This is a genomic window from Hoeflea ulvae, from assembly GCF_026619435.1.
In the GTDB taxonomy this organism is placed as follows: domain Bacteria; phylum Pseudomonadota; class Alphaproteobacteria; order Rhizobiales; family Rhizobiaceae; genus Hoeflea; species Hoeflea ulvae.
In genome coordinates, this window is the sequence record NZ_JAOVZQ010000001.1 from 3,228,424 (window position 1) to 3,249,481 (window position 21,058).

At 62.9% G+C, this 21,058-nt stretch carries 25 protein-coding genes; 16 read left to right on the top strand and 9 right to left on the bottom strand.

Features of this window, described 5'->3' with window-relative positions:
- The first annotated feature begins 13 nt into the window (after nt 1-13).
- From purB to OEG82_RS15310, 3 genes are all read left to right on the top strand, one after another.
- Nucleotides 14-1,342: an adenylosuccinate lyase gene (purB, locus tag OEG82_RS15300; protein ID WP_267613254.1), complete on the top strand. Its 1,329-nt coding sequence runs from the start codon at nt 14-16 to the stop codon at nt 1,340-1,342.
- 135 nt (nt 1,343-1,477) lie between these two features.
- A complete protein-coding gene (locus tag OEG82_RS15305) occupies nt 1,478-1,711 on the top strand; it encodes a hypothetical protein (protein ID WP_267613255.1) in 234 nt (77 codons plus the stop codon).
- A 91-nt stretch (nt 1,712-1,802) separates the two neighbouring features.
- The gene (locus OEG82_RS15310; RefSeq protein ID WP_267614969.1) at nt 1,803-2,351 is read left to right on the top strand and encodes an RBBP9/YdeN family alpha/beta hydrolase; all 549 of its coding nucleotides are present in this window, start codon (nt 1,803-1,805) and stop codon (nt 2,349-2,351) included.
- A gap of 9 nt (nt 2,352-2,360) precedes the next feature.
- On the opposite strand, the gene OEG82_RS15315 is transcribed toward OEG82_RS15310, so the two are convergent.
- Together OEG82_RS15315 and OEG82_RS15320 are read right to left on the bottom strand one after the other, a co-directional pair.
- On the bottom strand, nt 2,361-3,122 hold the full coding sequence (locus tag OEG82_RS15315) for an HpcH/HpaI aldolase family protein (RefSeq protein ID WP_267613256.1): 762 nt from the start codon (nt 3,120-3,122) through the stop codon (nt 2,361-2,363).
- A gap of 118 nt (nt 3,123-3,240) precedes the next feature.
- Complete coding sequence (locus OEG82_RS15320; RefSeq protein ID WP_267613257.1) at nt 3,241-3,561, bottom strand: DUF1476 domain-containing protein; 321 nt, start codon at nt 3,559-3,561, stop codon at nt 3,241-3,243.
- A gap of 224 nt (nt 3,562-3,785) precedes the next feature.
- On the opposite strand from OEG82_RS15320, the gene purC reads away from it, so the two are divergent.
- From purC to OEG82_RS15340, 4 genes are read left to right on the top strand one after another with little or no spacing between them, the layout of a single operon-like run.
- Nucleotides 3,786-4,550, top strand: coding sequence for a phosphoribosylaminoimidazolesuccinocarboxamide synthase (gene purC, locus OEG82_RS15325; RefSeq protein WP_267613258.1), 765 nt, complete (start codon nt 3,786-3,788; stop codon nt 4,548-4,550).
- A 17-nt stretch (nt 4,551-4,567) separates the two neighbouring features.
- Nucleotides 4,568-4,810, top strand: coding sequence for a phosphoribosylformylglycinamidine synthase subunit PurS (purS, locus tag OEG82_RS15330; protein WP_267613259.1), 243 nt, complete (start codon nt 4,568-4,570; stop codon nt 4,808-4,810).
- Between the two features lie 3 nt (nt 4,811-4,813).
- Nucleotides 4,814-5,488 carry a phosphoribosylformylglycinamidine synthase subunit PurQ gene (gene purQ / locus OEG82_RS15335; RefSeq protein WP_267613260.1) on the top strand — a complete coding sequence of 225 codons (675 nt, stop codon included), beginning with the start codon at nt 4,814-4,816 and terminating at the stop codon, nt 5,486-5,488.
- Nucleotides 5,489-5,540: 52 nt separating this feature from the next.
- A complete protein-coding gene (locus tag OEG82_RS15340; RefSeq protein WP_267613261.1) occupies nt 5,541-6,191 on the top strand; it encodes a thioesterase domain-containing protein in 651 nt (216 codons plus the stop codon).
- Between the two features lie 18 nt (nt 6,192-6,209).
- On the opposite strand, the gene OEG82_RS15345 is transcribed toward OEG82_RS15340, so the two are convergent.
- Nucleotides 6,210-7,508, bottom strand: a complete 1,299-nt coding sequence (locus tag OEG82_RS15345; protein WP_267613262.1) for a flavin-containing monooxygenase — start codon at nt 7,506-7,508, stop codon at nt 6,210-6,212.
- A 160-nt stretch (nt 7,509-7,668) separates the two neighbouring features.
- On the opposite strand from OEG82_RS15345, the gene OEG82_RS15350 reads away from it, so the two are divergent.
- The 4 genes from OEG82_RS15350 to OEG82_RS15365 all read left to right on the top strand — a co-directional run bounded on the left by OEG82_RS15350 (nt 7,669) and on the right by OEG82_RS15365 (nt 10,960).
- Nucleotides 7,669-8,046 carry a hypothetical protein gene (locus tag OEG82_RS15350; RefSeq protein WP_267613263.1) on the top strand — a complete coding sequence of 126 codons (378 nt, stop codon included), beginning with the start codon at nt 7,669-7,671 and terminating at the stop codon, nt 8,044-8,046.
- A 137-nt stretch (nt 8,047-8,183) separates the two neighbouring features.
- Nucleotides 8,184-10,415, top strand: coding sequence for a phosphoribosylformylglycinamidine synthase subunit PurL (gene purL / locus OEG82_RS15355; protein WP_267613264.1), 2,232 nt, complete (start codon nt 8,184-8,186; stop codon nt 10,413-10,415).
- A gap of 20 nt (nt 10,416-10,435) precedes the next feature.
- On the top strand, nt 10,436-10,669 hold the full coding sequence (locus OEG82_RS15360) for a BolA family transcriptional regulator (RefSeq protein ID WP_267613265.1): 234 nt from the start codon (nt 10,436-10,438) through the stop codon (nt 10,667-10,669).
- A 9-nt stretch (nt 10,670-10,678) separates the two neighbouring features.
- On the top strand, nt 10,679-10,960 hold the full coding sequence (locus OEG82_RS15365; protein ID WP_267613266.1) for a hypothetical protein: 282 nt from the start codon (nt 10,679-10,681) through the stop codon (nt 10,958-10,960).
- Nucleotides 10,961-10,978: 18 nt separating this feature from the next.
- Here OEG82_RS15365 and OEG82_RS15370 read toward each other — a convergent pair whose 3' ends face one another.
- Nucleotides 10,979-11,677, bottom strand: coding sequence for a phosphodiester glycosidase family protein (locus OEG82_RS15370; RefSeq protein WP_267613267.1), 699 nt, complete (start codon nt 11,675-11,677; stop codon nt 10,979-10,981).
- 240 nt (nt 11,678-11,917) lie between these two features.
- On the opposite strand from OEG82_RS15370, the gene grxD reads away from it, so the two are divergent.
- From grxD to OEG82_RS15390, 4 genes are all read left to right on the top strand, one after another.
- Nucleotides 11,918-12,250: a Grx4 family monothiol glutaredoxin gene (gene grxD, locus OEG82_RS15375; protein ID WP_267613268.1), complete on the top strand. Its 333-nt coding sequence runs from the start codon at nt 11,918-11,920 to the stop codon at nt 12,248-12,250.
- Nucleotides 12,251-12,366: 116 nt separating this feature from the next.
- Nucleotides 12,367-12,849 carry a YtoQ family protein gene (locus OEG82_RS15380; protein WP_267613269.1) on the top strand — a complete coding sequence of 161 codons (483 nt, stop codon included), beginning with the start codon at nt 12,367-12,369 and terminating at the stop codon, nt 12,847-12,849.
- Complete coding sequence (locus OEG82_RS15385; RefSeq protein ID WP_267613270.1) at nt 12,846-13,559, top strand: TIGR02453 family protein; 714 nt, start codon at nt 12,846-12,848, stop codon at nt 13,557-13,559. Before OEG82_RS15380 ends, OEG82_RS15385 begins: the two co-directional genes overlap by 4 nt.
- A gap of 13 nt (nt 13,560-13,572) precedes the next feature.
- Nucleotides 13,573-14,583: a DUF1176 domain-containing protein gene (locus OEG82_RS15390; RefSeq protein WP_267613271.1), complete on the top strand. Its 1,011-nt coding sequence runs from the start codon at nt 13,573-13,575 to the stop codon at nt 14,581-14,583.
- 38 nt (nt 14,584-14,621) lie between these two features.
- Here OEG82_RS15390 and OEG82_RS15395 read toward each other — a convergent pair whose 3' ends face one another.
- Both OEG82_RS15395 and OEG82_RS15400 read right to left on the bottom strand, forming a co-directional pair.
- On the bottom strand, nt 14,622-15,644 hold the full coding sequence (locus tag OEG82_RS15395) for a Gfo/Idh/MocA family protein (RefSeq protein ID WP_267613272.1): 1,023 nt from the start codon (nt 15,642-15,644) through the stop codon (nt 14,622-14,624).
- Nucleotides 15,641-16,690: a Gfo/Idh/MocA family protein gene (locus tag OEG82_RS15400; protein WP_267613273.1), complete on the bottom strand. Its 1,050-nt coding sequence runs from the start codon at nt 16,688-16,690 to the stop codon at nt 15,641-15,643. Before OEG82_RS15400 ends, OEG82_RS15395 begins: the two co-directional genes overlap by 4 nt.
- A gap of 382 nt (nt 16,691-17,072) precedes the next feature.
- Here OEG82_RS15400 and OEG82_RS15405 point away from each other — a divergent pair, with 382 nt between their 5' ends.
- Nucleotides 17,073-18,320 carry a multidrug effflux MFS transporter gene (locus tag OEG82_RS15405; protein ID WP_267613274.1) on the top strand — a complete coding sequence of 416 codons (1,248 nt, stop codon included), beginning with the start codon at nt 17,073-17,075 and terminating at the stop codon, nt 18,318-18,320.
- Nucleotides 18,321-18,336: 16 nt separating this feature from the next.
- Here OEG82_RS15405 and OEG82_RS15410 read toward each other — a convergent pair whose 3' ends face one another.
- The 3 genes from OEG82_RS15410 to OEG82_RS15420 form a co-directional block, all read right to left on the bottom strand.
- A complete protein-coding gene (locus OEG82_RS15410) occupies nt 18,337-19,173 on the bottom strand; it encodes an inositol monophosphatase family protein (protein ID WP_267613275.1) in 837 nt (278 codons plus the stop codon).
- Nucleotides 19,170-20,033 carry a tRNA 2-thiocytidine(32) synthetase TtcA gene (gene ttcA / locus OEG82_RS15415; protein ID WP_267614970.1) on the bottom strand — a complete coding sequence of 288 codons (864 nt, stop codon included), beginning with the start codon at nt 20,031-20,033 and terminating at the stop codon, nt 19,170-19,172. Before ttcA ends, OEG82_RS15410 begins: the two co-directional genes overlap by 4 nt.
- Nucleotides 20,034-20,127: 94 nt before the next feature.
- Nucleotides 20,128-21,057, bottom strand: coding sequence for a glutaminase (locus OEG82_RS15420; RefSeq protein ID WP_267613276.1), 930 nt, complete (start codon nt 21,055-21,057; stop codon nt 20,128-20,130).
- Nucleotide 21,058: the final 1 nt, after the last annotated feature.

Consider the following 21,058-nt stretch of genomic DNA (forward strand, 5'->3'; position numbering starts at 1 on the left):
CACGGAACCTGCCATGATCCCGCGCTATTCCCGCCCTGAAATGGTCGACATCTGGTCGCCGGAAGCCAAGTTCCGCATCTGGTTCGAAATCGAGGCGCACGCCTGCGATGCGCTGGCCGAACTGGGCGTGATCCCCAAGGAAGCCGCAAAGACAATCTGGGAAAAGGGCAATGCGGCGAAATTCGACGTCGCCCGCATCGACGAGATCGAGGCTGTCACCAAGCATGACGTGATCGCCTTCCTGACCCATCTGGCCGAAATCGTCGGCCCCGACGCGCGGTTCGTGCATCAGGGCATGACATCGTCGGATGTGCTCGACACCTGCTTCAACGTGCAGCTGGTCAATGCCACCGACCTGTTGCTGGCCGAGATGGACGCGCTGCTGGCGGCAATCAAGCGCCGCGCATTCGAGCACAAGGACACCGTCTGCATCGGCCGCTCGCACGGCATTCACGCCGAGCCGGTCACCTTCGGGCTGAAGATGGCCGAGGCCTATGCCGAATTCGACCGCAGCCGCACCCGGCTGATCAATGCCCGCGCCGAGATCGCCACCTGCGCCATTTCCGGCGCTGTCGGCACCTTCGCCAATATCGACCCGCGGGTCGAGGAACATGTCGCCAAGGCAATGGGACTGACCGCCGAGCCGGTCTCCACCCAGGTGATCCCGCGTGACCGCCACGCGATGTATTTCGCCACGCTCGGCGTCGTCGCCTCCTCGATCGAGCGCGTCGCCACGGAAATCCGCCATCTGCAGCGCACCGAGGTGCTCGAAGCCGAAGAATATTTCTCTCCCGGCCAAAAGGGCTCGTCGGCAATGCCGCACAAGCGCAACCCGGTTCTGACCGAGAATCTCACCGGCCTGTCGCGGCTGGTGCGCATGGCGGTGACGCCGGCGATGGAAAATGTCGCGCTGTGGCATGAGCGCGATATCTCGCACTCCTCGGTCGAGCGCATGATCGGCCCCGATACCACCGTCACGCTCGACTTCGCGCTTCACCGCCTCACCGGCGTCATCGACAAGCTGATGATCTATCCTGAGCGGATGATGGGCAATATGGACCGTCTCGGCGGCCTTGTGCATTCCCAGCGCATCCTGCTGGCGCTGACCCAGGCCGGCTCGTCGCGCGAGGACGCCTATCGTCTGGTCCAGCGCAACGCCATGAAGGTCTGGGACAGCTACCAGGTCTCCGGTGATTCCAGCGTCGACTTTCTCACCGAGCTTCTGGCCGACGAGGATGTGCGCAAATACCTTTCCGAAGCCGACATTCGCGACCGCTTCGACCTTGGCTATCACACCAAACATGTCGATGTGATCTTCAATCGAGTGTTCGGCGAGAGCTAGCGCGTCCACAGGTTAACGGCTGTCACCGGAAGTGATCGGGGTGCATGATTTTGCCCCCGTGTCGCCGCTGTTGTGTCGCCATGTCGCCGCGGTTGCCGCCCAATCTGCCGGTCAATCCACGTCATGGAGGACGCTATGCAGAATTATCCGCCGGTTTTCGACCAGGACCGCCGCGATCGCCGGGACCACGGCTATGAACCCCGCGAACCCAATGCCAGCGGCGCGAGCCTCTGGGTGACCGCGGCCGTGGTCATCGTGTCGCTCGCCGCCTTGCTGTTGCTCAATGAAGGCAAATTGAACAATGGCGGCGCGCCTTTCGTCATCACGCCGCCAAGCCAGGCGACGGCCACCCCCGCTGTGAACCTCTGATCGTCGGCGCCAACTGACGGCGCGGCCCTTGCCGCATCCCGCACCTGATCCACCGGTTGACATTTGCGCCGTGTTCACCCACCTCGGCAGCATGAAAGTTGCAGACGCCGACATCCTCATCGTTCCCGGCTACACCAATTCCGGACCCGACCACTGGCAGACCCGCTGGCAGGCGCGGCTGTCGACCGCGCGCCGGGTCGAACAGGATTCCTGGGCCAAGCCGGTGCGCGAAGACTGGACCGCCCGCTTTGCGGAATGCGTCAATCAATCCAAAAGACCGGTGGTGGTCATCGCCCATTCGCTGGGCGTCGCCACGGCCCTGCAGGCCTTGCCGCAATGCAACAGGAAAATTGCCGGCGCCTTTCTGGTTGCCCCTCCGGAAGTGGCCAATCCCGGCATCCGGCCCCGGCACCTGATGACCTTCGGCCCCTATAACGAGGACCCCTTGCCGTTCCCGTCGATCGTGGTGGCAAGCCGCAACGATCCTTTCGGCTCCTTCGAGCATGCCGGAGACATGGCCAATGCCTGGGGCTCCCGGCTGGTCGATGCCGGCGAGGCCGGGCATATCAATGCCGAATCAGGCCATGGCCCCTGGCCCGAAGGCATCATGGTGCTGGCCCGGTTCCTCTCCCGGCTCTAGATCGCCGGATCAGGCGCACGCCTTGCCGAGCATTACCGCTGCGCCGGCATGGAAGATACCCGGATCGGTGTTGAGCGCCGCCATGCGGTAGCCCATCCGGGCAAAACCCGGCACATCGGACGGGTCGACCGCGAAGATGGAGGCAAACTTGCCCGCTTCACGGGTACGCCGGCCGATTTCGGCAAGCACGTCCTGCAGTTCGGCATTGCGCGGGTCAACGCCTGCGCCATTGAACCAGGATATCGACAGGTCGGACGGCCCGACAAAAATGCCGTCGATCCCGTCATTGCCGAGAATTCCGTCAAGCGCCGCAAACGCCTCGCGGGTCTCGATCATCGCCAGCGCCAGGGTCTCCCGGTTGGCTGCTGCGAAATAGCTTTCCGGCGAATGCGACCGGTGCATCTGCAGCGCCTTCGTCGGCCCCCAGGATCGCTCCCCCAATGGCGGATATTTCATCGCCTTCGCGAAGGCGTCCGCGTCGGCGACCGAATTGATCATCGGTGCGATGACGGCTTCAAATCCCATGTCGAGCGCCCGGCTGGCCAGATCATTGCGCCCCACCGGAATGCGCAGCATCGCGGGCTTTCCCGCGGCAAAGATCGCCTTGGCCGAGGCAAAGGCCGAAGCCTCGTCATGGGCGCCATGCTGCATGTCGACGGTGACCGTGTCGAAGCCACACCCGGCAAGCGCGCCCGCCATGTCGGCCGAGGCCGATGACGACCAGGCCGTGATCAACACCTTGTCCTGATCGATTTCATCTCGCAACTGCATGGCTGGCTCCTCCCGAATCACCACTTCGCCCCCCAAAGGGTGCCCCGTTTCCTCAATCCAACAAAAAACCGCCTGCGGCAAGCCGCAGACGGTTCTGGAAAATCAGACCTTGACGGGATCAGCCGGCCTGGATCTGCTCGACGGCGAGAGCCAGCAGCTCGTCCATCTTGCGGCGCAGCTGGTGGTCGGACTGGCCGACATTGCCGGCGTCGAAATCGGCACGGACCTTGCGGAACACATCCTCATCGCCGGCTTCTTCGAAATCGGCCATCACCACGCTCTTGGCATAGGTCTCGGCATCGTCGCCTGTCTTGCCAAGCAATTCGGCGGCCCAGAGCCCCAAAAGCTTGTTGCGGCGGGCTTCCGCCTTGAACTTCAGTTCCGCATCGTGAGCAAACTTGTTCTCGAATGCGTTTTCGCGATCTTTCATGTTGCTCATGGCTGGCTCCAGACTGTGAATCAATGATCCCTATATGGGGGTTTGCCCCATAAAACAAAAGACCGCCGAAAGTGCAATGCAAACCCGCATGTTGCGGCTTATTTCCGGGGACATTGCCGACAACGGCGTTGTGAAAGCCGGGACAATCCGCTAAAGCACGGCTCAAAATCGACCCTATGCCGAGTTGCCGCGGCTTCAGCCGGCTCAAAAGACAGAGATGCTCCATGACCCGTCGTCGCCGTATCTACGAAGGCAAGGCCAAGATCTTGTATGAAGGCCCCGAGCCCGGCACGCTGATCCAGTTTTTCAAGGACGACGCCACCGCGTTCAACAAGAAGAAGCACGATGTCATCGACGGCAAGGGCGTGCTCAACAACCGGATCTCCGAATACATCTTCTCGCATCTGAACCGGATCGGCATTCCGACCCACTTCATCAAGCGCATCAACATGCGCGAGCAATTGATCAAGGAAGTCGAGATCATCCCGCTCGAAGTTGTGGTCCGCAACATCGCAGCCGGCTCGCTGTCCAAGCGCCTCGGCATCGAGGAAGGCACGGTCCTGCCGCGCTCGATCATCGAATTCTACTACAAGGCCGATGCGCTCGACGACCCGATGGTCTCCGAAGAGCATGTTACAGCCTTTGGCTGGGCCAGCCCGCAGGAAATCGACGACATCATGGCCCTCGCCATCCGCGTCAACGATTTCCTCACCGGCCTGTTCCTCGGTGTCGGCATCCAGCTGGTCGATTTCAAGATCGAATGCGGCCGGCTGTTCGAGGGCGACATGATGCGCATCGTCGTTGCCGACGAGATTTCGCCCGATTCCTGCCGGCTCTGGGACATCAACACCAGCGAGAAGTTCGACAAGGATGTCTTCCGTCGCGATCTCGGCAGCTTGGTCGAAGCCTATCAGGAAGTCGCCCGCCGCCTCGGCATCATGAACGAGAATGAGCCGAACCGTCCCACCGGACCGGTTCTGGTCAAGTAAGGTTTGGAGTTGCGGACATGATCAAGGCACGCGTCACGGTAACGCTGAAGAACGGCGTTCTCGACCCGCAGGGCAAGGCCATCGAGCACGCGCTCGGCGGCCTCGGCTTTTCCGGCGTCGATTCGGTCCGCCAGGGCAAGATCTTCGATGTGGTTCTGGCAACCTCCGACCGCAAGGAAGCCGAAGCCGAGATCAAGGCGATGGCGGCCAAACTGCTCGCCAATTCCGTGATCGAGGATTTTTCGGTCGAGGTGATCTGAGCCATGAAAGCCGCAGTCATCCTGCTTCCCGGCCTCAACCGCGATCGCGACATGATCGCGGCCCTGACCACCATTTCCGGCCAGGCGCCGCTGACCATCTGGCAGACCGAGACCTCGATCCCCGATGATGTCGACCTGATCGTCATCCCGGGCGGTTTTTCCTATGGCGATTACCTGCGTTGCGGCGCCATTGCCGCCCGCATGCCGGTCATGCAGGCCGTGCGTGAAAAGGCCGAAAAAGGCACCCGCGTCATCGGTGTCTGCAACGGCTTCCAGATCCTGCTCGAAAGCGGTCTTCTGCCCGGCGCGCTGATGCGCAACGCATCTCTGAAATTTGTCTGCCGCGAAGTGAAGCTCGAAGTCGCCAATGCCAATACGGTGTTCACGCAAGGCTATGCGCCCGGCCAGATCATCCGCTGCCCGGTGGCCCATCACGACGGCAACTACTTCACAGATGCCGCCACCCTTGCCGAGATCGAAGCCAACGACCAGGTCGCCTTCCGCTATACGCCGGACACCAATCCCAACGGCTCGGTCAACAACATCGCCGGCATCGTCAACAAGGCCGGCAATGTGCTCGGCCTGATGCCGCATCCGGAAAACCTGATCGAGGCTGCCCATGGCGGCACCGACGGGCGCGCCCTGTTCGAAGCGGCGCTGGGGCTTGTCGAAGCCTGAGGCTTTCGCCATAACAGGTCGGCAATCTGACGGTTCGGGCGGGGCAAGCAGCATGGCTACGCAGATGACGGGTTTTGGCCTTCACCAACGCTGGCTCGGCCGGGCGGCAGCCCTGTTGGTCGCGGGTCTTCTTGCTGTCACCGCCGCCGCCCCTGCCCGCGCCGCCTCAGCCGCATCCGAAGCGCCGACTCAGGTCTATTTCATCCGCGGCTTTCTGGGCATTTTCTCCACCGGCTTTGACCAGATGGCCAAGAGCCTCGCCAAGGACAGGATCAAGGCGGAAGTCTATGGCCATCTCAGCGGCTCTTCGGTGCGCGCCAAGATCATCCGGGAATATGACCGGTCCAGACGAAAAAGGCCGATCATTCTCGTCGGCCATTCCTTCGGCGGCAATGCGGTGTTCGAAGTCGCGGCAAAACTGCGCAAGAACAACATTCCGGTCGCCCTGCTGATCAGCGTCGACCCGACCCGCGCCGGTCCGCTGTCGGACAATGTCAAACGCTACGTGAATTACTTCTTCCCCGGAAACGGGCTTGGTTCGGAACTCAAGCCGCAACCCGGCGTGCCGAAATCCCGCATTAAAAACATCGACATGCGCAAACGTGTTGATGTGGCGGGCGCCGGCGATGATCACTGGACGGTGACCACCAACGCAGCTCTTGCGCGGGAAATCCTCAAGGCGGTCAAGCGCGCCGCGCGATAGACGGCCAAGCAGGGAGCTCTACTTCCCGAAGTCGCACAGCACCTTGTCGAGTTCAGCGGCATATTCATGGGTGTCGACCTGAACGGCATGCCGGAGGCTGGCCTTGTAGCGCTTCGCATCACGCCGGTTGTCGCGCTCGATCCGCGCCTTGATGTCCGCGGGCCGCCGCCAGGCCCCGGAAATTTCCGCTGCCGCAAGTTTGGCCTGCTGGTCCGCCAGCACCCAGATGCAGCCGATCGGCTGGATCAGCCCGATGAAAAACAGATCGGGCACATCCGCCAGCATCATCTTGAGATAGAGCGGCACCTGCGCAGCTTCGTTCCAGTCGGGGCAGACATCACCGAGAAACGGCGCACCGAGCCGGTAGCCCGTGGCCCAGATGATGACGTCGAAATCCGCTCTGGTGCCGTCGGTGAACGTCACCTCCCTGCCCGCAGCAGAACGCACACCCGGACGACCCGTCACCATGCCGTGGCGGATCCGGTCGAGAATCACCGTGTTGAGCGTCGGATGATGGCTCAACACCCGTCCGCGCGGCTGTTGCAAACCGTAGCGCTCATAGGGACCGACCAGCAGCGTCAGGCCGAGTTTGAGCAGACCATCACGGGCCCAGCGCAAATGGGGTTTGCGCAATTTGGCAAATTGCACGTCGAGCGGCCGGCCGGCGACCAGCTTCGGCACGATGACCTGCGGACTGCGGATGCTGAGACTGACATGAGATGCCACCCGGCTGACCGCCGAGGCGATGTCGCAGCCGGAATTGCCGCCGCCGACCACGAGCACCTTCTTGCCGGCAAATCCGTCGGCTTTCTTGTACTGGCCAGCATGCAACTGCTCGCCTGAGAATTCACCCGGCAGGTCCGGCATCACCGGCTCCCGGTGATGGCCTGAGCAGACGATCAGATAATCGGCGGTCTGGCTGTGGCCTCCTGTTGCGTCCTCGAACGAGATCTCCCATCCGCCATTGTCGCGCGGTCTTGCGGCCGTGACCTTGGACTTGAGCCGGATATATCGGCTCAGATCGAAACGGGCTTCATAGGCGCGCATGTAATCGAGGATCTGCCGGTTAGACGGATAATCGGGATATGCGTCGGGCATCGGAAAATCGGGAAACTGCGACAGCATCTTGGAACTGATCGTGTGCGCCGTCTGGTAGACGCTGGGCCGCTCCGGATCATCGGAATAGACCCAGATGCCGCCAGACGCATCCTGGGCTTCGTGACAGATGAGATCTGTTATTCCAGCCTCCGCCAGGCTCTTGATGGTGGCAAGCCCCGTGGGCCCGGCACCAACAACACAGACACGGTAATGATCCACTTTCAACCTGATGCCACCCTCACACACACGCAGTCGTCATAACAGCGTTGACGGTCGGGTCAACCGAAGCCATCCACACCAAACCCCATTGCCGCGTTGAGAAATCATGCTATTGCAAGCTAGCGCGCGCCAGTGATCGCGATGTCGGCAGGAGACCCTCATGAAACGAATTTGGCCGGCATGTGCCATCGCGACCGTCCTGGGCCTGTCGGCCTGCGCCCCGGCGCCCCGGCCAAGCGCCGGCCTCGACGGCCATGCGGCGGCGGTGGCGACACTGCAGAAGATCAACACCCAGGCCCATGCCTGCTGGCTCAAGGACGGCGATTTCAAGGACTACGGCATCATCCCCGAACTTGACACCACCAGCATCCCGCGGCTGCTGGTCATCCCGCGCGGCAAGCCGCAATCCCTGCCCAAGGCGGTCATCGTCGCCTCGGCAGACAAGGCCCAGTTCTATGGTCCGCTGTCGACCACACCGCTGGCAGGCCGCATCGACAGCGACATCACCCGCTGGGCCTCGGGCAGCAAGGGCTGCTAGAATCTGCTGCCGCCAGGGCGGCTTGGTCCACAGGATTGCGGACCTATTCGCGATTCTGTTGAAATTCAAGCTGCCATCGCCTGCCGCAGTGCGCTATAGCCTGCTGCATACCGAGGACAACAAGGGCGCCATCCGCCATGACCATTCCAAATAGCATTCCCATCACCGATGAGCTGATCGCCGCGCACGGGCTAAAGCCCGAAGAGTACCAGCGCATTCTCGATCTCATCGGCCGCGAACCGAGCTTCACCGAGCTGGGGATCTTCTCGGCCATGTGGAACGAGCACTGTTCCTACAAATCCTCTAAGAAATGGCTCCGGACCCTGCCGACCGAAGGCCCGCGCGTGCTGCAGGGCCCGGGCGAGAACGCCGGCGTGGTCGATATCGGTGATGGCGACTGCGTCGTCTTCAAAATGGAAAGCCACAACCACCCCTCCTATATCGAGCCCTATCAGGGCGCAGCCACCGGCGTCGGCGGTATCCTGCGCGATGTCTTCACCATGGGCGCGCGTCCGATCGCTGCCATGAACGCGCTGCGCTTCGGCGAGCCGGACCATCCCAAGACCCGTCATCTGGTTTCCGGCGTCGTCGCCGGTGTTGGCGGCTACGGCAATTCCTTCGGCGTGCCGACCGTTGGCGGCGAAGTCGAATTCGACGCCCGCTATAACGGCAATTGCCTGGTCAACGCCTTTGCCGCAGGCATTGCCAAGACCGATGCGATCTTTCTGTCCGAAGCCAAGGGCGTCGGCCTGCCGGTGGTCTATCTCGGCGCCAAGACCGGCCGCGACGGCGTTGGCGGCGCCACCATGGCATCCGCGGAATTTGATGAATCGATCGAGGAAAAGCGTCCCACCGTGCAGGTCGGCGATCCGTTCACCGAAAAATGCCTGCTCGAGGCCTGCCTCGAGCTGATGCAGACCGGCGCGGTCATCGCCATCCAGGACATGGGGGCTGCCGGCCTCACCTGCTCGGCGGTCGAAATGGGCGCCAAGGGCAGCCTCGGCATCGAGCTCGATCTCGACAAGGTGCCTGTGCGTGAAGACCATATGAGCGCCTATGAGATGATGCTGTCGGAAAGCCAGGAGCGCATGCTCATGGTGCTCGAGCCAGCAAAAGAAGCCGAGGCCAAGGCGATCTTCGTCAAATGGGGTCTCGATTTCGCCATTGTCGGCAAGACCACCGACGATCTGCGCTTCCGGATCCTGCACCAGGGCGAGGAAGTCGCCAATCTGCCGATCAAGGAACTTGGCGACGAAGCCCCGGAATATGACCGCGAATGGCGCGAGATCGGCGGCCTGTCGCCGCTTGAAACCTCCGATGTCGAAGAGCCCGAAGATTACGGCCAGGCGCTGCTCGACCTGCTCGGCTCGCCCAACAACGCGTCGAAACGCTGGGTCTGGGAGCAATATGACACCCTGATCCAGGGCAATTCGCTGCAGATCCCGGGCGGCGACGCCGGTGTGGTCCGCGTCGAGGGCCATGCCACCAAGGCGCTGGCGTTTTCCTCCGATGTCACCCCGCGCTATGTCGAGGCCAATCCTTACGAAGGCGGCAAGCAGGCTGTTGCCGAATGCTGGCGCAACCTGACGGCCACCGGCGCCGAGCCGCTGGCCTCGACCGACAACCTCAATTTCGGCAATCCCGAGCGGCCCGAGATCATGGGCCAGCTGGTGATGGCCATCCAGGGCATCGGCGAAGCCTGCACCGCGCTCGAATTCCCCATCGTCTCGGGCAATGTCTCGCTCTACAACGAGACCAATGGCGAAGCGATCCTGCCCACCCCCACCATCGGCGGCGTTGGCCTGATCGATGACTGGAACAACATGGCCCGCATCGGCGGCGCCAACAGCGGTGACGCGGTGATCCTGATCGGCATCGACGGCACCCATCTGGGCCAGTCGGCCTGGATGCGCGATTGCCTCGGCCGGGCCGAAGGTGCACCGCCCTCCGTCGACCTGATGGAAGAACGCCGCAACGGCCATTTCGTCCGCTCCGCCATCCGCAATGGCCAGGTCACCTCCTGCCACGACATTTCCTCGGGCGGCCTTGCTGCCACCCTGGCGGAAATGGTGATGGCCTCTGATCTCGGCATGGACATCGATCTGTCGGGCTGCAGCGGCCCGACGCATGCGCTGCTGTTTGGCGAAGACCAGGCGCGGTACGTCATCACCGTGCCGGCAGACCTGGCCGGCTATGTCATGGCCAGCGCCGAGGGCGCCGGCGTGCCCTTCCGCCATCTCGGCATTGCCGAAGGCGACAGATTGAACATCAGCGGGGTCCTGTCGGTGCCGGTATCTGCATTGCGCACCAGCCATGAATCATGGTTCCCTGCCTACATGGACACCCCCGCAGCGCTCGCCGCTGAATAGACCAATCAGGAGCCTGAACGATGGCAATGAATGCTGGCGATATTGAAAAACTGATCAAGTCGGGAATACCCGACGCCCAGATCACCATCCGCGACCTGGCCGGCGATGGCGATCACTATGCAGCGGAAGTGGTCTCCGAAAGCTTCCGCGGCAAGAGCCGCGTGCAGCAGCATCAGATGGTCTACAACGCACTGCAAGGCAATATGGGCGGCGTGCTGCATGCCCTGGCGCTGCAGACCAGTGTTCCGGACTAGGCAGTACCGGTGGCGGGGTTTCTCGACGGCCTTCTGAGCGAGATCATCGACGGCCTCGCCGACGGAATGGCCAAGGGTGCGGTGACCCGAAAACGCCGCCGCACCACCCGTCGCAGGACCACCCGCCGGAAATCGACCAGCCGGCGCAAGCGCTCCACCACCACATCCACCATCGAGAAGGTGCTGATGGAGGCGCTGACCGGAAAGAAACCGGCACGCAGCCGCGCCAAGACGCGCCGGACCAGCAGCCGGAGCAAACGGCGCAAGAGCGCGCGGAGCCGCAGGAAATAGGTTCCGTGCCGCCCGCGCTCAGCCCCCGTCCTTGGCAAACACCGCCACGATTGGTCCCGCCGGCTCGCCCGAATCGATTTCCATATGTTCGCCCCAGGCAAGGCTTGAAACCCCGCCGTCAAAAAACAGCGCATTGGGGCAATCCGCAGCCTGCTGAAACAGCCGTGCGAAAACGCCGAGGCTGACCGGGTCGCGGGTGATCGCCAGCACCACCTTGCCGTCTTCGCGAACGCCCACCCCGTTGCGGATATAGCGTGTCGTGCCATCGGGCAGAAACCGCGGATGGATCGCGCCATCGATCACAAGCATCGGGCCGGACTGGGTGGCGAAAGCCGGGCTGATCCCGGCGGACTTATAGGCTTCGGTCTCCATCACGCCGGCCTGTCCGTCATCCCGCAGATAGAACACGCCATTGGGCTTGAGAAAGAAATTGCCGAACGCAGTGCCGGTGTTGAGCGGCGCAAGCTCCACACCCTGTTCGACATAGAGCCCGACCGGCGTCATGTCCGCATGATACATGCCGGCATTCATCGCCAGCACCGGTATCCGTCCGTGAGCGGCCAGTGCCGCAACCGCCTTTGGCACACTGCCGTAAGGCCGGTTGTCGGTCCCGCGATAGACGAGTGCCACCTCGTGCAGCGCCGGGTCGATCACGCAGACACTGGCGCGCGCGCCCTCAAACACGATCTCTTCACAGATATCCGGTCTGTCTGGCACATCCCCGCTCCCGGCTTGATCCTTCACCCCCGGCCCGGGCGCAATCCGCTCCGAAGGCCGCTGTATCAATGTCCATAGGGTCCACAGGCCGGCAATTGCCAGCAAAACCAACACGAATTGTCCGATGCGACCTGACCTCATCCGATCACTTATAGAGCGGGCCTGCTTGTCTTGTCATGCGCCGTGCATTATCTGATGGATAAGAAATATCGTGGCCACACGTTCTGAAAGGATCTTACGATGTCCGGCATCAATGAATTCATCGACAACGAAGTCAAAAGCAATGACGTGGTGCTGTTCATGAAGGGCACGCCGCAATTTCCGCAATGCGGTTTTTCGGGACAGGTCGTCCAGATTCTCGATTACCTCGGCGTTCCCTACAAGGGCGTCAATGTGCTTGCGGACGACAGCCTGCGCAACGGCATCAAGGAATATTCCAACTGGCCGACCATTCCCCAGCTCTACGTCAAGGGCGAGTTTGTCGGCGGCTGCGACATCATTCGGGAAATGTTCCAGTCCGAAGAGCTGCAGCAGCACATGAACGAAGCCGGCGTTCCGGTCAAAGCCGCCTGACTGCAGGCCCCATATGATACGGCAAGAGGCGGATTTTCCGCCTCTTTTCGTTTCAGCGGCACAGCCCTTGCGGCACCGCCCCACCTTTCGAAGAAATTGCGACTGGAGACCTGATCATGACCTGGACCATCTATCTCTCGGGCGAGATCCATTCCGACTGGCGCGAACAGATCGAAGCCGGCGCCAAACAGGCCGGGCTTCCGGTCAGCTTCAGCGCGCCGGTGACCCATCACGAGGCCTCCGATGATGTCGGCGTCGCCATCCTCGGCGCCGAGCCCGACAAGTTCTGGCACGACCACAAGGGCGCGCAGATCAACGCCATCCGCACCCGCACGCTGCTCGAAAAGGCCGATGTCGTCGTTGTCCGCTTCGGCGAGAAATACAAGCAGTGGAACGCGGCCTTTGACGCGGGCTACGCGGCAGCGCTCGGCAAACCCTTGATCATCCTGCATCAGGACGAGCATGCCCATGCGCTCAAGGAAGTCGATGCGGCAGCCCTGGCCGTCGCCAAGACCCCGGATCAGGTGGTCTCGATCCTGCGCTATGTCATCAACGGCACGTTGTCGGGCTACACCGAGGCGCTGGACGCCGGCCAATGAGCGACGGCAGCTATACCGGTTTTGGCGACAAGGCCCTGCCCTTCCTCAAGGCGCTCGGCTTTCACCAGAACCGGGAATGGTTTCACGACAACAAGGCGATGTTCGAAGAGCATCTCAATGAACCACGCGGCCGCCTGATCGATGATCTGGCCGGACGGCTGGCTCAGAAGAAGATCCCGCTCACCTGCGCCCGCAAGACCTCGACCTTCCGCATCAATCGCGACGTCCGCTTTGCCAAGGCAAAACACCCCTACAACACCCATGTCAGCGCCGTGGTCACCCGCTCGGGCACCAAGAAGGACCAGGGGCTGCTCTATTTCCACGTCTCTCCCGATGACAGCTTCCTGTCGGTCGGCTTCTACGCGATGGAACCGGATGAGCTGCGCGCCTTCCGCGAGGCCATTGTCTCGCGCAAATCGCAACTGGACGCTGCCCTCAAGCCCTTGCTCGATGCGGGCTTTGTGTTCGACCAGGAAGACAGCCTCAAGCGCACGCCGCGCGGTTTCGAAGCGGTCACCGATCCCGAAACCGTCGCCCTGCTGCGGCTCAGGCACCTGACATTGTCGCGCAGATTTTCATCCGGCCGCCTCAAGGGCACCGCCCTGCTCGAGGACCTGGTCGATCTGGCCGAGGCCGCGCAACCCTTTCTCAGCTTCGGCTGGCGGGTCATCGATCCGGTCCGCGCAGCCAGGGACGAGCAAACCCACTGAAGAGGAGCCGCCGATGCGTCCGAGAATCCTGATCAGCCTGATGGCTTTCATCCTGGCACTCGCGCCGCTGCCGGCCCGCGCCAACGAGGCCAACGAGATCAATCTCAGGCTGTTTGGCGAGAACGTGATCGAGGGCTGGGACGGCTGCCGGTTCGGCCTGTGGCAGCACAATCGCGACCCGGACGAGGATCGATATGCCTATGTGCTGTTTGCCCCGATACCCGATGGCGAGGCCCTGCCGGCCTGGGTCAAGATCGGCGACGAGATCATCGAAGTGTCGCCGGTCGATATCGGTTCGGCCGACACCGGCTTGATCGAACCGTTCCGGCTCTACCGCGATCTGGACAGCAAGCTCACTGTGATGCTGGAGATCTTCGAGCAGGCCCGCACCGATGCGGGAATTGCGATCTCCGACGCGCGGCTGACCTTCCTGCGCGACGACAAGTTTCCCTTCTCCATCCGCGTCAAGGGCCTCAACGGCTGTCCCGGAACCGCGAGCGCGTCCGGTGCGCAGGCGGACAACCGGCTCAGCCTGGGCGCGTCCGTCGGCTTTGACAGCCTCGACAGCGTGCCTGCGCCGGTGCTGCGCGCAATCGCCACCGAAGCGCCCGAATGCGAGCCGGAAAACACCGCCGGTTTTTCCTCGGCCTATTCCATCTCCGACGAGATGACTTTGTGGGAAGTGCCTTGCAATCTCTACGCCAGCCATGGGTCGAGCGTGTTTGCGGTGAGCTGGACCTATCACCCCGACCACGCCACGGTCCTGCTGTTTCCCGGCCCACCCGGCCTCGACATTGCCGATTACGCCGGGCTGCTCAATGCTGGTGTCGATCCGGCAACCGGCACAGTCACCTCCTATTCGCTGGAGCGCGGCGGCGATTGCGGCTCCTTCGACAAGTTCCAGCTCGTGGATGCCGAGGGTGAAACCGTGGAGTTCAGACTGGTCGAATTCCGCGAAAAGACGGTCTGCGATGGCATCGAGACCGATCCGGCGGATTTCCCGCTGGTCTATGACGGCCGCTGATCTGGCTGGCCACCGGCTGCACATCCCGAAGCGTGGCTTCAGGCAAGGTTGCCCCGCCGCACCGCCATGGTCTGCGCTTTCAGCGCCAGGCGGCAGACCTGGAAGGTGTGGTTCTGGCTGCAGGCGGTTTCGGTCCGGTCGCGGATATCGGCCGCCAACTGGCTGAAATAGGGCAAGTCCGCGCTGCTGCAATCGATGTGCTCGCAGCGAGTCCTGTTGACCACGAACAGATGATCCGTCCCCTCGCGTCCGGCCACATCGACATATTTGCGCAACTCGATATTGCCCTCGGTGCCGAGGATGAACAGGCGCCCGTCGCCCCAGTTGGGCAGCGCGTCCGGCGTGTACCAGTCAAGCCGCACATAGCCTTGGGCGCGCGCATTGACCAGCGCCATCTCGCCGAAATCCTCGAATTGCGGCTTGCCGGGATTGGCGAAATTGCCCACCGCCGCATGCACCACATCCGCCCCCTCACGCCCCGCGAAATGCAGGAACTGGTCGATCTGGTGCGTGCCGATATCGCCCAGAATGCCGCCATAGCGCGCCGGCTCGAAAAACCAGTCCAGCCGGGTGGCGATGTTCAGCCGGTGCGGCGCCAGGCTCATGGTCTGCACCACCTCGCCGATAACGCCGGCCTGGACGAGTTCCGTGGCGACCGTTGTCGCCCGGACCTCGAACCGTTCGGAAAAATTGATGGACCAGATCCGCCCGGTTTCCTTGACAGCGGTTTCGACAGCCTCCAGCTCCGCAAGCGTCAGGCAGCCCGGCTTGTCGACCATCACATCCTTGCCGCATCGCATGGCTTTGATCGCCACCTCGGCCCGGTGTTCGGGCGCGCAGGCGATCAGCACCAGCCTTATGCTGTCGTCCTCGAGGATCCGGTCCAGCTCGGTTATCCGCGGCGCATCGGGAAACCGTCTGCGAAATCCAGGCAAAGGCACCGGTTCGCCATCGGTCCAGTAGCCACACATCCGGGCCCCGGCTGCAATCATGCCTTCCGACATGCCATAGGCGTGCCGGTGATCAAGCCCCAGAACCGCGAAATCGAGCGTGCCGCTCATGGCGCGTCCGCGATCGAAGCCACCGGCGCCACCGCGCCCTCCGCCGAGGACCTGATCATGGCATCGATCAGCGCATGAACCTTCAGCGCCTCGCGGCCGGTGATGCAGGGCGGCCGGTTGCTGCGGATTGCAGCGGCGAAATCGGCGATTAGCGCCTTGTGCCAGTCGCACGGAAACGCCATGTGATCGGCCCCGCCCCCGGTGCCCGACAGCTCTCCGGTCTCCTCGGTGCGGCCGTCGCGCCATGCGACCTGCAACCGCGCCGCGCCAAGCGTTGCCGTCCCCAGGGTGCCGTCCAGGGTGATCGTTTCCGACGCGCCCGGAAAGGTCGCGGTCGTCGCCACAATCGAGCCGACAGCGCCATTTTCAAAGCGGACGCCGGCCGTGGCGAAATCCTCGGTTTCCATATCGTGCAGCCGCGTCGTCGCGCACAGCGCCTGAACCGATCGGGCAGGCCCGGTCAGGCTCAGCATCAGGTCCAGCGTGTGGATGGCCTGGCTGATCAGCACGCCGCCGCCATCGCGCGCAAAGCTGCCGCGCCCGGGCTCGTCATAATAGGCTTGGTCGCGCCACCACGGCACCTCGACCCGCACCAGTCCGATCTCCCCCAGGGCCTTGTCGGCCACCAGGCTGGCCAGCCGCTGCGCTCCGGCGCGAAACCGGTGCTGGAACACGATGCCCAGCTTCACCCCGTGCCGTTCACAGCTTTCCACCAGTTGCAGCGCTGCCGCTGATGTGCGCTCCACCGGCTTTTCCATCAGGATATGCTTGCCCGCCTGCGCCATCATCTCGACGATCTCGCGCCGCTGGTCGGGCGGAGTGGTGACAATCACCGCCTCGACCTCCGGGCAGTCCGCAATCTCTTCGAGCGTGTCGAATATCCGGTGGCCATAGCGCTCGGCCACGGCCTCGGCCTTGGCACGGCTCCGGTTGTAGACGCCGGCGACCGTCACGCCACAGGCCGGATCGGTAAAGGCCTCGAGATGAGGCCGGGTTGCCATGCCAAGCCCGATCAGGACAAGGCGCACGGGTTCGATATCTTGCACGCGGTTTTTCTCCTCGTTTTGTTCCGGCGGGCCCGGTTCCCGAGCCGCCCTCCTCACACCGATGCTGTCTGCAAATGTAGCCGCCTTGCCTGTATCCCGATAGTGCAGCCATCACAAAACCGGCCTGTAAGGTGGTCTTGGCGAAGCGGAACAAGGCCGTCTCGGCGTGGTCAAAATCAAGTGATTGCCATGGCTGTTGCAAGGCTTGCCCGATGGCCGGGCCGCGGCTATGAACAGTGTCGGCACCGGTCACGACGGCCAGCCTTCTGAGTCCCAGTCCGCATCGGCTTCCGGCAGTCTTGCCCCGCGAAGGGTGCCTGGGTTCAGCTTTGCAATGAACAGATGCCGATACGCATCCGGTTCCGATAGGATGAACCTTCTCATGAGCGGACCAACAGCTGCCACCGCAAGCCCACCTGCGACCATCGGGAGCATCAGCCGGCCGCATTTCATCGCCATCATCGCCTCGATGATGGCGCTCAATGCGGTCGCGATCGACATCATGCTGGCGGCCTTTCCCAATATCGGCGCCAGCTACGGCATCACCGATCCCAACCGCATCCAGTTTGTGCTGTTGTCCTATATTATCGGTTTCGGCCTGGCGCAGCTGTTCTTCGGGCCGATCTCCGACCGCTATGGCAGGCGCGCGCCGCTGTTTGCCGGAATAGCTCTTTACGCCACCTGCGCCGTTGCCGGAGCTTTCGCGCCGAGCTTCGAGTTCCTGCTGGTTGCCCGCTTCCTGCAGGGCATTGGCGCCGCCGCCACCCGAGTCATCGCCATCTCGGTGGTGCGCGACACCCATTCCGGCCGGGGCATGGCCTCGACCATGTCGCTGGTGATGATGGTGTTCATGGTGGTGCCGGTCTTCGCCCCGATGATCGGCCAGGTGATGATCCTGTTTGGCGACTGGCACCTCATCTTCCTGTTCATGGCGCTGGTGTCGCTGCTGGTCGGCGGCTGGGCCATGCAGCGTCTGCCCGAGACCCTGAAAGAGGAAAACCGCAGGCCGCTGACCGCCAGGAGCATCGGCCAGGCCTTTGCCATCGTCCTGTCCAACCGCGTTTCGCTGTTCTACACTTTGGCGACCAGCTTCTTTTTCGGCTCGCTGTTCGGCTTTCTGAATGTGGCGCAGCCGATCTATGTCGAGATCTACCAGCTCGGGACCTATTTCCCCCTGGCCTTTGCCGCCGTTGCCATCATCATGGCGGGCTCGGCCTTTCTCAACTCGCGCCTGGTCGGGCGTTTCGGCCAGCGGCGGCTCTCCCATGGCGCCCTGATCGGCTATTTCGGCTTTGCGGCGCTGCTCGCGGGACTGGCGGCCATGGGGCCTGTGCCGTTCTGGCTGTTTTACGGCATCTCGATCCTGATGATGCCGCTGTTCGGCTTTGTCGGCTCCAACTTCAATTCCATCGCCATGGAACCGCTCGGCGCCATCGCCGGCACCGCGTCCTCGACACTGGGTTTTGCCCAGACCGTTCTGGGCGGCATCGTCGGCGCGCTGATCGGCCAGGCCTATGACGGCACGGTGTTCCCGCTCGCCGCAGGCTATGCCGCGGTCTCGGCCCTGTCGCTGCTGATGGTTCTGATTGCCGAAAAAGGCCGCCTGTTCGGCGTCGGCATGCCGGACTGAGGGTTGCCCGTCAGCCTCAGGCGCGCCACAGCGCCTCGCGCACCATGTTCCAGCTGTCGGGATCGGTGGCCGCCAGTACGCCGCCGCCAAGATGCTCGGGGAGATAGCGGCTGCCGTCGAGGCGGCGGACATGGCCGCCGGCCTCCTCGGTGAGCAGCGTCCCGGCAAGATGGTCCCAGGGCATCAGCTTGTGATAGAGCACGAAATGGATATGTCCGCTGCAAACCAGCCGGTACTCCTGCGCCGCACAGCGATAGGCCACGCTGCCCAGGCACTGGCCCTGATTGCGCGCCACCATGCTGCGTTCCGGTTCCGGCATCAACTGCCACGAGGCAGAGCCGATCATCCGGTTGACCGCGCCGGCCGGCTCGGCCACCCTGAGCGCGCTCTCGCGTCCGTCGAGCCGTCGCAGGATCGCGCCGCCGCCCTTTTCCGCCATGATCCAGTCTTGGCCGACCGGATCATGAATGATCCCGGCAATGGTCTCGCCGTCCTTGACCACCGATAGCATCACCCCGAAGGCGGCCACACCTGAGGCAAAATTGAAGGTGCCGTCGATCGGGTCGATGACGAAGGCCAGCCGGTCTGTCCTGCTCCAGCCGTCGAGCAATCCCGGATTGTCGGCCACGGCTTCCTCGCCGATGACGATCGACTCGGGAAAACGCTCCAGCAGGGCTTTCGTGATCATCCGTTCGGCATTCACATCCGCTTCGGTCACCAGGTCGGCGGCGGATGTCTTCTGCTGCACATCGCCATCCCCCAGATTGCGGAACCGCGGCATGATTTCCTCGACACCTGCATCCATCAGCAGCGCCGCCAGCCAGTCCATATCCGCCGGGTCAAGTGTGGTCATGTCTCTGCCTTTCCCGGAACTGCCGCAAGTGAAGCGAAATCAAACAGCGACCGGTCGAGAAGATGCGAAGGCCGTGTATTGGCCAGCGCCCGGATCATCGAATCCTTGCGCCCGGGCATGCGGCGTTCGATATCGCCGATCATGTCCTTCATGGCGTTGCGCTGCAGCCCGTCCTGCGAGCCGCAGAGATCGCACGGGATGATCGGGAATTTCAGCGCTTCGGCAAAGCGCGTGAGATCCTCTTCGGCGCAATAGGCCATCGGCCTGAGCAGCATCACGTCGCCATCATCATTGAGCAGTTTCGGCGGCATCGCCGCCAGCCGCCCGCCGTGAAAGAAATTGAGAAAGAAGGTCTCCAGAATGTCGTCGCGGTGATGGCCCAGCACCAGCGCCTCGCAGCCCTCTTCCCGCGCGATGCGGTAGAGATTGCCGCGCCTGAGCCGAGAACACAGCGCGCAATAGGTAGCACCCTCGGGCACTTTTGACGTCACCACCGAATAGGTGTCGCGATATTCGATCCGGTGCGGCACCTTATGCGCCGTGAGATAATCCGGCAGGATGTGCTTGGGAAAATTCGGCTGGCCCTGGTCGAGATTGCAGGCAATCAGGTCGACCGGCAGCATGCCGCGCCATTGCAGATCCATCAGCAATGCCAGCAGACCGTAGGAATCCTTGCCGCCCGACAGCGCCACCAGCCAGCGCGGACGCGGCGAACCCGCGCTGTCCGCCGCGACCATGGCAAAATCCTCGATCGCCTGGCGCACATTGCGGATCAGCCGCTTGCGCAGCTTGTTGAACGACACGCTCGAGGGCGCCTCGGTATAAAGCGACGGTCCGGACCCTGCCACCAGGTCAGGCATCACCTCCGGCGTCAGCTCCGCTGCCAGGTCCGGCATGTCCACAGTGTCGATGATTTCGCTCATGGCAACGGGATGATGGCTTTGGCCGGTCCAGTCAAGCCCCGAACACAGACCATTCCATCCGCCTGGCCAATTGTTCGAGTGCCGCCGTGCCGAGTTTGGAGTTGCCGACCCGGTCGAGACCCGGCGACCAGACCGCGATCGAGGCCTTGCCCGGCGCAATCGCCAGAATGCCGCCACCGACACCGCTCTTGCCGGGAAGGCCGACGCGGAAGGCGAATTCGCCCGATCCGTCGTAATGGCCGCACATCAGCATGATGGCGTTGATGCGCCGCGCCCGCTGTTCCGACACGACCTGCGCGCCGGTCACCGGATCACGCCCCTGGCACGCCAGGAACAACCCGGCCCGGGCCAGTTGCCGGCAGTTCATGACGATGGCGCATTGATGGAAATAGACGCCGAGAACGTGATCCACCGGATGATCGATATTGCCGAAGGAGCGCATGAAATGCGCCAGCGAGGCATTGCGGTCGCCATGGGCGGTTTCCGAGCGCGCCACCTGCTCGTCGATCAGGATCGAATCATCATCGGCCAGGTGACGGATGAACTGGATGATCTCGCCGATTGCTTCCTTGGGCTGGTGTCCGGCCATGATCAGATCGACAACCGCAATGGCGCCGGCATTGATGAACGGATTGCGCGGCCGTCCCTTTTCCTGCTCAAGCTGGACGATCGAGTTGAACGGGTTGCCCGACGGCTCGCGCCCGACGCTGCTCCAGACAGAATCGCCAAGCTTGCCCAGCGCCAACGCGAGGGTGAACACCTTCGACACGCTCTGGATCGAAAACCCGGTGCCGGCGTCACCCGACGACAGCACGCGTCCATCCGGCAGCGCCACGGAGATGGCGAATTGCGCGGCATCGACCTTGGCGAGCTCGGGAATGTAATGCGCCACCATCCCCCGATCGGCCTCCTCGGCCATTTCGGCGGCGATGGCGTCAAGAACATCCTGCAAATCGGTCATT

Bases quoted from the DNA above. Each gene is read 5' to 3' on its own strand.
- purB (WP_267613254.1), top strand. From the start codon at position 14: ATGATCCCGCGCTATTCCCGCCCTGAAATGGTCGACATCTGGTCGCCG.
- OEG82_RS15305 (WP_267613255.1), top strand. From the start codon at position 1,478: ATGCAGAATTATCCGCCGGTTTTCGACCAGGACCGCCGCGATCGCCGG.
- OEG82_RS15310 (WP_267614969.1), top strand. From the start codon at position 1,803: ATGAAAGTTGCAGACGCCGACATCCTCATCGTTCCCGGCTACACCAAT.
- OEG82_RS15315 (WP_267613256.1), bottom strand. From the start codon at position 3,122: ATGCAGTTGCGAGATGAAATCGATCAGGACAAGGTGTTGATCACGGCC.
- OEG82_RS15320 (WP_267613257.1), bottom strand. From the start codon at position 3,561: ATGAGCAACATGAAAGATCGCGAAAACGCATTCGAGAACAAGTTTGCT.
- purC (WP_267613258.1), top strand. From the start codon at position 3,786: ATGACCCGTCGTCGCCGTATCTACGAAGGCAAGGCCAAGATCTTGTAT.
- purS (WP_267613259.1), top strand. From the start codon at position 4,568: ATGATCAAGGCACGCGTCACGGTAACGCTGAAGAACGGCGTTCTCGAC.
- purQ (WP_267613260.1), top strand. From the start codon at position 4,814: ATGAAAGCCGCAGTCATCCTGCTTCCCGGCCTCAACCGCGATCGCGAC.
- OEG82_RS15340 (WP_267613261.1), top strand. From the start codon at position 5,541: ATGGCTACGCAGATGACGGGTTTTGGCCTTCACCAACGCTGGCTCGGC.
- OEG82_RS15350 (WP_267613263.1), top strand. From the start codon at position 7,669: ATGAAACGAATTTGGCCGGCATGTGCCATCGCGACCGTCCTGGGCCTG.
- purL (WP_267613264.1), top strand. From the start codon at position 8,184: ATGACCATTCCAAATAGCATTCCCATCACCGATGAGCTGATCGCCGCG.
- OEG82_RS15360 (WP_267613265.1), top strand. From the start codon at position 10,436: ATGGCAATGAATGCTGGCGATATTGAAAAACTGATCAAGTCGGGAATA.
- grxD (WP_267613268.1), top strand. From the start codon at position 11,918: ATGTCCGGCATCAATGAATTCATCGACAACGAAGTCAAAAGCAATGAC.
- OEG82_RS15380 (WP_267613269.1), top strand. From the start codon at position 12,367: ATGACCTGGACCATCTATCTCTCGGGCGAGATCCATTCCGACTGGCGC.
- OEG82_RS15385 (WP_267613270.1), top strand. From the start codon at position 12,846: ATGAGCGACGGCAGCTATACCGGTTTTGGCGACAAGGCCCTGCCCTTC.
- OEG82_RS15390 (WP_267613271.1), top strand. From the start codon at position 13,573: ATGCGTCCGAGAATCCTGATCAGCCTGATGGCTTTCATCCTGGCACTC.
- OEG82_RS15395 (WP_267613272.1), bottom strand. From the start codon at position 15,644: ATGAGCGGCACGCTCGATTTCGCGGTTCTGGGGCTTGATCACCGGCAC.
- OEG82_RS15405 (WP_267613274.1), top strand. From the start codon at position 17,073: ATGAGCGGACCAACAGCTGCCACCGCAAGCCCACCTGCGACCATCGGG.
- OEG82_RS15410 (WP_267613275.1), bottom strand. From the start codon at position 19,173: ATGACCACACTTGACCCGGCGGATATGGACTGGCTGGCGGCGCTGCTG.
- ttcA (WP_267614970.1), bottom strand. From the start codon at position 20,033: ATGCCTGACCTGGTGGCAGGGTCCGGACCGTCGCTTTATACCGAGGCG.
- OEG82_RS15420 (WP_267613276.1), bottom strand. From the start codon at position 21,057: ATGACCGATTTGCAGGATGTTCTTGACGCCATCGCCGCCGAAATGGCC.